Annotated in this window: 9 protein-coding genes; all 9 read right to left on the reverse strand. The window is 62.5% G+C overall.

All coding sequences use genetic code 11. The features are described 5' to 3' along the window. Nucleotides 1-64: 64 nt before the first annotated feature. Nucleotides 65-2,437 (reverse strand): outer membrane protein assembly factor BamA, encoded by a 2,373-nt coding sequence (gene bamA / locus OVA12_RS16535; protein WP_268139255.1) that lies wholly within the window; start codon nt 2,435-2,437, stop codon nt 65-67. 156 nt (nt 2,438-2,593) lie between these two features. Next, entirely contained in the window at nt 2,594-3,730 is a 1,137-nt protein-coding gene (gene rseP / locus OVA12_RS16540) for an RIP metalloprotease RseP (RefSeq protein WP_268139258.1), read from the reverse strand. Nucleotides 3,731-3,900: 170 nt separating this feature from the next. Beyond that, nucleotides 3,901-5,103, reverse strand: a complete 1,203-nt coding sequence (locus tag OVA12_RS16545; RefSeq protein WP_268139260.1) for a 1-deoxy-D-xylulose-5-phosphate reductoisomerase — start codon at nt 5,101-5,103, stop codon at nt 3,901-3,903. 57 nt (nt 5,104-5,160) lie between these two features. Continuing rightward, nucleotides 5,161-6,021, reverse strand: a complete 861-nt coding sequence (locus OVA12_RS16550; RefSeq protein ID WP_268139262.1) for a phosphatidate cytidylyltransferase — start codon at nt 6,019-6,021, stop codon at nt 5,161-5,163. Further along, nucleotides 6,021-6,800, reverse strand: a complete 780-nt coding sequence (locus OVA12_RS16555) for an isoprenyl transferase (protein ID WP_268139263.1) — start codon at nt 6,798-6,800, stop codon at nt 6,021-6,023. Before OVA12_RS16555 ends, OVA12_RS16550 begins: the two co-directional genes overlap by 1 nt. 31 nt (nt 6,801-6,831) lie before the next feature. Next, nucleotides 6,832-7,395 carry a ribosome recycling factor gene (frr, locus tag OVA12_RS16560; RefSeq protein ID WP_268139265.1) on the reverse strand — a complete coding sequence of 188 codons (564 nt, stop codon included), beginning with the start codon at nt 7,393-7,395 and terminating at the stop codon, nt 6,832-6,834. Nucleotides 7,396-7,581: 186 nt separating this feature from the next. Beyond that, on the reverse strand, nt 7,582-8,307 hold the full coding sequence (gene pyrH / locus OVA12_RS16565) for a UMP kinase (RefSeq protein ID WP_268139267.1): 726 nt from the start codon (nt 8,305-8,307) through the stop codon (nt 7,582-7,584). Between the two features lie 86 nt (nt 8,308-8,393). After that, nucleotides 8,394-9,317, reverse strand: coding sequence for a translation elongation factor Ts (gene tsf / locus OVA12_RS16570; RefSeq protein ID WP_268139269.1), 924 nt, complete (start codon nt 9,315-9,317; stop codon nt 8,394-8,396). A 291-nt stretch (nt 9,318-9,608) separates the two neighbouring features. After that, complete coding sequence (gene rpsB, locus OVA12_RS16575; RefSeq protein ID WP_268139271.1) at nt 9,609-10,382, reverse strand: 30S ribosomal protein S2; 774 nt, start codon at nt 10,380-10,382, stop codon at nt 9,609-9,611. Nucleotides 10,383-10,437 lie beyond the last annotated feature (55 nt).

Below are 10,437 nucleotides of genomic sequence, written 5' to 3' on the forward strand. Positions count from 1 at the left end.
GGGCCTTAAAAAGCAAACGGCCGCCGATGCGTGCGGCGGCCGTAGCTCAATCTCTTGTCCGGCCTTAGAACCGGGTACCACCCGACAGGCGGAACACCTGGGTCTGGTCCTGCTTCTGCTTCATGAGCGGCCATGCGAAGTCCATGCGCAGCGGACCGAACGGCGACACCCAGCGAACGCCGAAGCCGGCAGAAGCACGCAGGTCGAAGCTGTTCGACGACACGCCGTTGGCACCCACGGCCTTGATCAGCTTGGAATCTGCATCCCACAGCGAACCGGCATCGGCGAACACGGCACCGCTCAGACCGAACTCTTCCGGAATGACCGGGAACGGGAACGTCGCTTCCAGCGTACCGGCGACATAGAAACGACCACCGATCGCATCACCTGTCTTACGGTCGCGCGGTCCGATACCGCCGTTCTCGAAGCCGCGAACCATGTCGCCGCCCATCATGAACTGGTCGGAAATGCGCAGACGCTTGCTGCCCAGAGCCTGGATGTGACCGCCGCGCAGGGTGATGTTCCCCACGATGCCCGCATCCGGGTAGATCTCCTTGTACAGGCGACCTTCTGCCGTGGTGCGGATGAACTGAGCGTCACCACCGATGCCAGCAAACTCCTGCTGGAACTTGCCATAGAGGCCGTCCGACGGGTTCTGGTTGCTGTCGAGGGTGTTGTAGATCAGCGCGTAGCCAGCCAACGACGTCAGGTAGGACCCGAGCGAGTCGCAGATGGCCGGGGACAGATCCTTGTTCTTCGAGCAGTTCGACAGACCAGTCGCCAGCTTCTTCGGATCGGAGATCTTGGTCTCATAGATGTTGTAGAACAGCTTGAGAGCCAGCTCGTCTTCGCGCAGCGGCAGGGTGAAGCCGAAACCGCCACCGGTCACGTCTTCCTTGTAGCTGCGGTAGTCGTTCTTGTCCGACACGCGGCGATAGGCGTCGAGGTCGAGTGCAATGCGGCGACCGAGGAAGAACGGCTCACGGAACTGGAACTCGTAGTTCTGCGAGGACTTGCCACCGCCGACACCGACGCGAACAAACTGGCCACGGCCAAGGAAGTTCTTTTCAGAGATCGACACGTCACCGATGACGCCGTCAGACGTCGAGTAACCGATACCGAAGGAAACTTCACCGGTTGCCTGCTCTTCGACATCCACGTTGATGATGACGCGGTCGGGAGAGCTGCCACGCTCAGAGGTGATGCGGACTTCCTTGAAGAAGCCGGTGTTGCGCAGACGACGCTCGGCCTTGTCGAGAAGGACGCGGTTGAACGCATCACCTTCGGCCAGATCGAACTCGCGGCGAATCACATACTCACGCGTCCGGTCGTTGCCGCGGATGTTGATCCGCTCGACATAGGCACGCGGACCTTCCTCGATGTTGTACACGAGGTCGATCGTCTTGGTCTCATAGTTGCGCAGGGCACGCGGGCGCACCTCAGCGAAGGCATAGCCGTCTTCGGACACCTTGAGCGTGATGTCTTCCAGCGTCTGCTCGACACGGCGCGAATTGTACGTGTCACCGGACTTGGTGCGCACGTCGCTCTTCAGCGCTTCAGGGTCGATCGAAGACAGCGAGCTCTGGATCTCGACGTTGCCGATCTCGTACTTCTCGCCCTCTTCCACCGTGAAGGTGACGAAGAAGACGTTCTGTTCACGGTCAAGATCGGCGCTGGTGGCAACGATGCGGAAGTCAGCGTAGCCGTTCTGATAGTAGAACTGGCGCAGGAGCTCCTGGTCGGCGGCAAGACGGTCCGGATCATAGGTGTCCGTGCTGCGCAGCCAGCTCAGCAGCCCGCTCTCACGGGTCCGGATAACCTCGCGCAGACGACGGTCACTGAAGTTGCCGTTGCCGATGAAGGTGATGCGCTCGACGCCGGTCTTCTCGCCTTCGGAGATCTCGAACACCAGATCGACGCGGTTGTTGCCACGGTCAATGATCTTCGGCTCGACCGAGGCGCGATAGCGGCCGGTGCGGCGATAGGCTTCGAGAATGTTCTGAACATCCGACTGGACCTTCGAGCGCGTCAGCATGGAGCGCTCGGTGGTACGGACGGCCGTCTTCAGCTGGTCATCAGTCACCCGGCGATTGCCTTCGAAGGAGACGCGGCCGATGACCGGGTTTTCCTTGACGGTGACCACGAGCGTGCCGCCCTCGGAGCTGATGCGGACATCCTCGAACAGACCCGTTGCAAACAGGGCCTTCAGGGATTCATCCACATCCGCCGCGCTGTACGACTTGCCGCGCTGGATCGTGAGGTAACTGACGACGGTTTCGCCTTCGATGCGCGTGTTGCCACGCACAACGATATTGCCGGCGACCGCGGCCTCAGCGCTCGTGACAGACAGACCGAACGGATCAGGAAGGATCCCACCGGCCACAAAGAGCGGTGCCGACAAAATAACGGCACGAGAAATTTTCCGCAGTCGCTGCATATCCGAGCTATGCCTTTTTCAATTGAGACCGGTTAGGGCCTTCGTCAGATTCTCAGCATCCGGCATGGTTTTACATCCTTTTGCCGAATACGCAACCGCAAGCCTCACCAGAAACGGATTTCATTTGAAGGCGTTGCGGCCATGTCACGCCCGCCTTCAACCGCCGGCGAGGCGTGACACATCATTCCAGGTGGCAAACACCATGAGCATCAGCACAATCGCAAGGCCGATCCGGAAGCCGGCATCCTGCACGCGCTCGCTCAGGGGTTTCCCTCGCACGGCTTCCGCCGCGTAGTAGACAAGATGCCCGCCATCCAGCATCGGGATCGGCATCAGATTGAGCAATCCAATGGAGACGGACAGGACAGCAGCCAGCTGCAGCAAGGGGATGATCCCAAGCTCTGCCACCTGCCCCGACACCTGCGCCACGCGGATCGGACCACCAAGCTGCTCCGCTGATTCCCGGCCTGTGATGACCTTCGACAGGTAGTCGAGGGTCCGGGCCGCGATGAACCACGTTTCCTTGGCCCCCTCAGCCACTGCTTCGACCGGGCCGTAGCGGATGACCTTGAGGTCGTCCTGATTTGGTGAGCGCGCAACGCCAAGCAGGCCCACACGCTGGGTGCCACCGAACCCGTCGGAGACTTCCGTGTACTGCGGCGTCACCACGATCCGCACGACTTCACCCTTGCGGTCGACATCAAGGGTCAACGGAATGTCGGCGCTCGCCGAAACGATGCGCTGCAGATCGGTGAAAGTGGCGATTTCCTTGCCATCAACGGTCAGGACCAGATCGCCCGGCAACAAACCCGCCTGCTCGGCCGCACTGCCCGGACGGATTTCCTGCAACAGCGGCGTCGTGACGACCTTGCCGTAGACACTGAAGACCAGCGCAAAAATGGCAATGGACAGAAGGAAGTTGGCGATCGGCCCGGCAGCAACAACGGCGGCGCGCTGCCACACCGGCTTGGCCGGGAAGGTCCCCGCGCGCTCGGCCTCGCTCATCGCCGCAAGCCCGTCGCGGTCCGGCACGCTGGCGGCGTTGTCGTCGCCGGCAAACTTCACGTAACCACCCAGCGGGATCAGGCTGAGTTTCCACCGTGTGCCGTGCCTGTCATTGAAGCCGAACAGTTCACGGCCGAACCCGACTGAAAAGGCATCCACGCGGACACCGCACCAGCGGGCGACGAGGAAATGACCAAGCTCGTGGAAGAAGACCACTATCGTCAGGACAAACAGGAACGCAGCGAGCATCGTCGCTGACTGGGTCAGGTAGCCTGAAATAAGGTCCATACGCTTATCCTACGCCAAGGGAGGCGGACCAACGCGGCCTCCCCGTTACCGGAACCCTAAGGTCCAAATCGTAATTGTAGTTTAACATAGCCGCCTGCCGCGAGCGTTGCCAGCCCAGAACATCACCACCGGGTCATGCAAGCGGGATAACCTCGGCTGGCGATTTCTGTTCAAACGGCGCGCCGGGCAATCGCGACAGCCGCCTGGCGGCGCGCTTCGCCGTCCAGGTTGAGAACGGCAGCGACCGATTCCGGTGCAGCAAGGGCTCCCGATCCCGTGAGCGTCTCAAGCACATCGGCGACAACCGATGCGATATCGAGAAACCCGATCCGCCCCGCCAGAAAAGCTGCAACGGCCTCTTCGTCAGCGGCATTGAGCGCAGCCGGTGCCCCGCCCCCGGCCCGCATCGCCGAAAGCGCCAGACCCAGAGCAGGAAACCGGACAAGATCGGGTGCCTCAAACGTCAAGGTTGCAAGACGGGCAAGATCAAGCCGCGCCACCGGCAGATCCAGTCTGCGCGGCCAGGCGAGACAATGCGCGATGGGCGTGCGCATGTCCGGGCTGCCAAGCTGGGCCAGCAGGGACCCGTCCTTGTACTGCACCATGCCGTGGATCACAGACTGGGGATGGACCAGCACATCCAGCTGATCATGCGCCAGTGGGAAGAGGTGCGAGGCCTCGATGACCTCAAGCCCCTTGTTCATCAAGGTGGCGCTGTCGATCGTGATACGGCTGCCCATGTCCCAGTTCGGGTGGCGCAATGCCTGTGCGGGCGTCACATGACGCATCTCGTCCAGGGTCTTGGTCCGGAACGGGCCGCCCGACGCGGTGAGAACGATCTTTTCCACCTCGGCAATATTTCGGCTTTCCAGCACCTGGAAGATCGCATTGTGCTCGCTGTCCATCGGCAGCACGGCCACCTGCCGGCGCCGGGCTTCCGCCATGAACAGATCACCGGCACACACAAGGCATTCCTTGTTGGCAAGCGCGATGGTCCGGCCCGCCTGAAGGGCGGCAAAGGTCGGGGCAAGGCCTGCTGCACCGACGATCCCGGCAACGACGATGTCGGCTGGATAGAGCGCGGCGTCATGCAGGGCTGATTGTCCTGCGCCATTGGCAATCCCGCTGCCAGCCAGTGCCGCATCAAGAGCCTCTCCAGCCGACGCATCGGCAAGGGCGGCAAAACGGACGTTGAATTCGCGGGCAAGCTCGGCCAGTTCGGCAGCCCTGCGTCCGGCGGCCAGCGCCACAACTTCATAGCGATCGGGATGATGCCGGACGATATCCAGCGTGCTCTTGCCGATCGAGCCGGTCGCACCGAGAACCACGAGGCGAACACGGGGAGCATCCATCGTGGCGATGTCTGCGCTCATGCCGGGCGCTGCGGAAACGAAACTGTTGCTCGGGGTCACGACAGTACCTTGTTTGGGTCAGCCAAGGCCAAGCCCAGAGACCGGTTCATGCAGAGATCCGCCCAGAAGGAGGCCCAAAAGCGCCGCCGCAACGGCCGCAGCAACCAAGCCGTCGACACGGTCCATCAAACCGCCGTGGCCCGGGATCAGCGCTCCGGAATCCTTGACGCCGAACCGCCGCTTGACGGCTGATTCCGCCAGATCTCCCGCCTGCGAGACGATCGACAGGACCACCGCCAGCGCAAACCAGATCAACAGGTCGGCACGGCCGTAGAAGGCTGCCGCGCCAACGCCTGCCAGTGAACCTGCCAGAAGCCCGCCGAGGGCACCGGACCAGGTTTTCTTTGGTGAAATGCGCGACCAGAGTTTCGGTCCGCCAAGTCGCCGCCCGACGAAATAGGCAGCGATGTCGGTCACCCAGACGGTCGCGATCAGAAAGAAACTGAAAGCCTCGCCAATTGCCCCGCGACGCACGACAAGCAGCGCCCCGACGGACAGGGCGGCGTAGATGAGGCCTTCGGCCGTCCAGCGTCCGGTTTTCCCGCCACCTGCGGCGAAGTACAAGGCGAGTGTGGCAGCAACCAGAAGGCCGAGTGCCGCAAGTTCAAATGACAGATGCACCAGGAAGGTGAAGGCAAGCACCGCCAGATAACCGATGACCGGCACCGGTCCGGAGCCAGGTGCGCTGACGATGACGAACCATTCGCGCAGGATGACGAGGCCGCCAACCGCGATCAGGGCCGTGTAGGGCTCCTCGCCCCACCAGACGATAGCCAGGACCAGCGGCCCCAGCACCAGCGCCGACAGCACTCTGGCCCTGAGGTCAGAAGCCGGCCGGCCGCGCGCTCCCTCGCCTGCCGATGATCCCCCCTCGCCCATCAGCCCCCCGTTGCCGAAACCGCGCCGAACCGGCGTTCCCGCGCGGCAAAGGCATCAAGGGCTGCGTCGAAGGCCGCGGCATCGAAGTCGGGCCACAGAACCGGCGAAAAATAGAACTCGGCATAGGCGGCCTGCCAGAGCAGGAAATTCGACAGGCGCTGTTCGCCGCTGGTGCGAATGATCAGATCCGGATCCGGAATGTCGGATGTATCGAGCGCGGCGGTCACATCACCCTCAGCGAGCGCGTCGGGATCAAGCCGCCCCGCAGCAACATCCTGCGCCAGCTGGCGCATCGCGCGGACGATCTCGTCCCGGGCACCATAGTTGAAGGCGACGATCAGGGTCATGCCGGTGTTGCCCCGCGTCAGCGCCTCGCTCTCGTCGAGCAGGCCCCGGATCCCGGGTTCAAGCCCCTCGCGCGATCCGATGATCCGGACGCGGATGTTGGCCTGGTGCAGCTCGGACAGGTCCCGCTGCACGAACCGGCGCAGCAGGCCCATCAGGAAGCTGACCTCGGTCGGCGGACGGCTCCAGTTCTCGGACGAGAAACTGTAGACGGTCACATAGCCAATGCCGCGCTCCCGGGCGTGGCGAATGGCGCCGCGCAAGGCTTCCAGGCCATGGCGGTGGCCTTCGGTGCGCGGCAGCCCGCGCGCCTTTGCCCAGCGGCCATTGCCGTCCATGATGATGGCGACATGGCGCGGGACACAACCACCCTGACCGGCTCCGCGTTTTGCGGGAGCTGATTGCAGCGAACCGGTATCAGGGTCACTCGTCATTCACATCCTCGGCGTCGCGCGGAACCCGGTCTCAGACCTGAGAGATTTCCTGCTGCTTCTTCTCGAGCATGCTGTCGACTTCCGCAATGCGGTTGTCGGTGAGCTTCTGGACGTCATCCGAGGCGACGCGCGCGTCGTCCTGGCTGATCTTGCCGTCCTTTTCGAGCTTCTTGATCAGGTCCATGCCATCGCGGCGGACATGGCGGATCGAAACCTTCGCCGCTTCCGCGTATTTGTGCGCGACCTTGATCAGCTCTTGACGCCGTTCAGCGTTCAGCTCCGGAATTGGCAGACGCAGCAGCTGGCCATCGATGACCGGGTTGAGGCCGAGGCTCGATTCGCGGATCGCCTTCTCGACAGCGCTCACCATGCCCTTGTCCCAGACCTGGATCGCGACCATGCGCGGTTCCGGAACGGACACGGTGCCGACCTGGTTGATCGGCATGGTCTGGCCATAGGCGGTCACGACAATCGCATCAAGCATGCTGGAAGATGCGCGACCGGTGCGCAGACCCGACAGTTCGGTTTTCAGTACGCCGAGCGCGCCCTGCATCCGACGCTCAAGATCTCCAAGATCGACACCTTCTACCGGCATTTTGATCCTCGCATTTTTTGTTTGTAGAGGCCCGTTCGGGCTGGGGCGCAACCATCGCACAATCTTGCCCAAAGACAAGAACGACCGTGCCGTTGCAACAATATTCGCACGCATTCCCGCCGCCCTCCAGCGCCGAGGGGCGCCTGGGCGGAGAAGCGGTGGAAAAGCGTCCAGTTCGACCTGGGGTCAGGCCGCTGCGCTGACGACGGTGTAGCGCCCGCGCTGGAGCAGCACGTCGACAAGCGAACCCGGCGTATGAATGGAGAAGACGACGACCGGAATCCGGTTGTCGCGGGCCAGCGCAATGGCCGTCGTATCCATGACCTTCAGGTTGCGCGTGATGACGTCCTCGTAGGTCAGTTCCGTGTAACGTTCGGCATTCGGATTGATCTTGGGGTCTTCCGAATAAATGCCGTCGACCTGGGTGCCCTTCAGGAAAGCGTCGCACTTCATTTCAGCCGCACGCAGGGCAGCGCCCGAATCGGTGGTGAAGAACGGGTTGCCCGTGCCACCGGCGAAGACGATCACGTCACCGTCTTCCATGTAGCGTTCAGCACCGCGCTGGGTGAAGGTTTCGCAGATCGAGGGCACCGGCACAGCCGACAACACGCGCGCCTGAACTTCCTGGCGACGCAGCGCATCGGCGAGCGTCAAGCTGTTCATCACCGTGGCCAGCATGCCCATGTGGTCGCCGGTCACGCGATTGCCGCCCTTGGCCGCGACAGCAACGCCGCGGAAGATGTTGCCGCCGCCGACAACCAGACCGACCTGTGCGCCGAGCTTCACCGCATTGGCCACTTCCACTGCGATGCGCTCCACCACTGCCGGATCGATCCCGAAAGCTTGCGTCCCCATGAGGGCTTCACCGGAAAGCTTCAGCAGAACTCTGCGCCAACGCAATGTGGTGGTCATGGGCACACCTTTTTCTATTTATGGAGTGATGGGAAATTAGATGGCAGTCAGAAAAAAGGCGCCGGGGTCGCCGGCGCCTTTGGCATTCAGTGGCCGGCGGCCGCGGCCACTTCGGCCGCGAAGTCCGTTTCTTCCTTCTCGATGCCTTCACCGAGAGCGAAGCGAACGAAGCCGGTGAGCTTGACCGGAGTGCCAAGGTCCTTGGCCAGTGCCTCGACGGCCTGTTCCACGGTCTTGTCCGGGTCGATCACGAAAGCCTGCTTCACGAGGGTCACTTCCTCGTAGAACTTGCGGATACGGCCTTCCACCATCTTTTCGATGATGTTGTCCGGCTTGCCGGACTCGCGGGCCTGCTCGATGAACACGTTGCGCTCACGCTCGACAACAGCCGGATCGAGTTCGTCAACATTCAGCGACAGCGGGCTGGTGGCCGCAATGTGCATGGCGATCTGGCGGCCGAGGGCGTTCAGCTTGTCCTTGTCACCAGCGGACTCGAGCGCGACGAGCACGCCGATCTTGCCCAGACCATCGGTCACGGCGCTGTGGACGTAGGACGCAACGATGCCTTCGGAGACGGACAGCACAGCGGCGCGGCGCAGGGTCATGTTCTCGCCGATGGTGGCGATGGCATCCTTGATCGCAGCGTCGACAGTCTTGTCAGTGCCCGGGTAGGTCGCAGCCGAGATTGCCTCGACGTCGGAACCAGTGGCAACGGCGACCTTGACGACGTCGCGGACGAGCGTCTGGAAGCCTTCGTTGCGGGCAACGAAGTCGGTTTCGGAGTTCAGCTCGATGACGGCAGCCTTGGTGCCCTGGGAGGCAACGCCAACCAGACCTTCAGCAGCGACGCGGCCGGCCTTCTTGGCAGCCTTTGCGAGGCCCTTGGTGCGCAGCCAGTCAATGGCAGCTTCCATGTCGCCGCCCGTCTCGTTCAGGGCGGTCTTGCAGTCCATCATGCCCGCGCCGGTCTTCTCGCGGAGCTCTTTTACCATCGCAGCGGAAATGCTCATCGAACGCCTCGTGGTGGGAGTTTCTAAGATTTGCCCGGTTTAGCGCATGCGCCACCGCGGCATTATGACGATATGCGTTATTCACACATATCGCGGCCCTGACGAAGCTTGCCTGAACTTCAGGCGCCTGAGGGCCGGGCGAAAGTCTTGTGCGGAACCCTGTCTGGCTGTCTTTCGACATCGCAGACGAACCATTCCGTCGTGCGAGATGCTGTTGCCAATGTTCTGGCTGTCACCTCGTCAAGGCGAAGGCGCGCGATGCGTCAAGCACCGCGCGCCTGCCTCAGATAATCAGGCGTCAGCCTGCTCGTCGGCATCCAGAGCCGGCTCAACCGGAGCAGCTTCCGAAGCGCCGATGTCCATGCCCATGTTGCCCTGGGCGCGGGAGATGCCGTCGATGGCAGCACGTGCGATCAGGTCGCAGTAGAGCTGCAGCGCGCGGCCGGCGTCGTCGTTGCCCGGGACCGGATAGGTGATGCCTTCCGGCGAGCAGTTCGAATCAAGGATTGCAGCAACCGGGATACCCAGACGACGGGCTTCCTGGATGGCGATCGCTTCGCGGTTGGTGTCGATCACGAAGATCAGGTCCGGCAGGCCACCCATGTCCTTGATGCCGCCCAGGTTCCGCTCGAGCTTCTCGCGCTCGCGGTCCATGAACAGCTTTTCCTTCTTGGTCAGGCCGGAAGTGTCGGTCGACAGGACTTCCTCGAGCTTGCGCAGGCGCTGGATCGAACCGGAAATGGTCTTCCAGTTGGTCAGCATGCCGCCGAGCCAGCGGGCGTTGACGAAATACTGCGCGGAGTTACGCGCGGATTCGGCAACAGCTTCCTGGGCCTGACGCTTGGTGCCGACGAGCAGCACGCGGCCACCGTTGGCGACGGTGTCGCTCACGGCCTTAAGAGCCTGGTGCAGCAGCGGAACGGTCTGTGCCAGATCGATGATGTGGATGTCGTTGCGAACGCCGAAGATGTACGGCGCCATGCGCGGGTTCCAGCGGTGCTTCTGGTGACCGAAGTGAACGCCTGCTTCCAGCAGCTGACGCATGGTGAAATCGGGCAAAGCCATGGCCCTAAACTCCTGATTTTTCCGGTTATGACCTCCACGGGGAGTGCAGCGGCGG

It is taken from the genome of Pannonibacter sp. SL95 (assembly GCF_026672425.1).
Classification (GTDB): Bacteria; Pseudomonadota; Alphaproteobacteria; order Rhizobiales; family Stappiaceae; genus Pannonibacter.

Coding starts and splice junctions, on each gene's coding strand:
- OVA12_RS16550 (WP_268139262.1), bottom strand. CDS start 6,021: ATGGGCGAGGGGGGATCATCGGCAGGCGAGGGAGCGCGCGGCCGGCCG.
- bamA (WP_268139255.1), bottom strand. CDS start 2,437: ATGCAGCGACTGCGGAAAATTTCTCGTGCCGTTATTTTGTCGGCACCG.
- rpsB (WP_268139271.1), bottom strand. CDS start 10,382: ATGGCTTTGCCCGATTTCACCATGCGTCAGCTGCTGGAAGCAGGCGTT.
- OVA12_RS16545 (WP_268139260.1), bottom strand. CDS start 5,103: ATGAGCGCAGACATCGCCACGATGGATGCTCCCCGTGTTCGCCTCGTG.
- OVA12_RS16555 (WP_268139263.1), bottom strand. CDS start 6,800: ATGACGAGTGACCCTGATACCGGTTCGCTGCAATCAGCTCCCGCAAAA.
- tsf (WP_268139269.1), bottom strand. CDS start 9,317: ATGAGCATTTCCGCTGCGATGGTAAAAGAGCTCCGCGAGAAGACCGGC.
- frr (WP_268139265.1), bottom strand. CDS start 7,395: ATGCCGGTAGAAGGTGTCGATCTTGGAGATCTTGAGCGTCGGATGCAG.
- rseP (WP_268139258.1), bottom strand. CDS start 3,730: ATGGACCTTATTTCAGGCTACCTGACCCAGTCAGCGACGATGCTCGCT.
- pyrH (WP_268139267.1), bottom strand. CDS start 8,307: ATGACCACCACATTGCGTTGGCGCAGAGTTCTGCTGAAGCTTTCCGGT.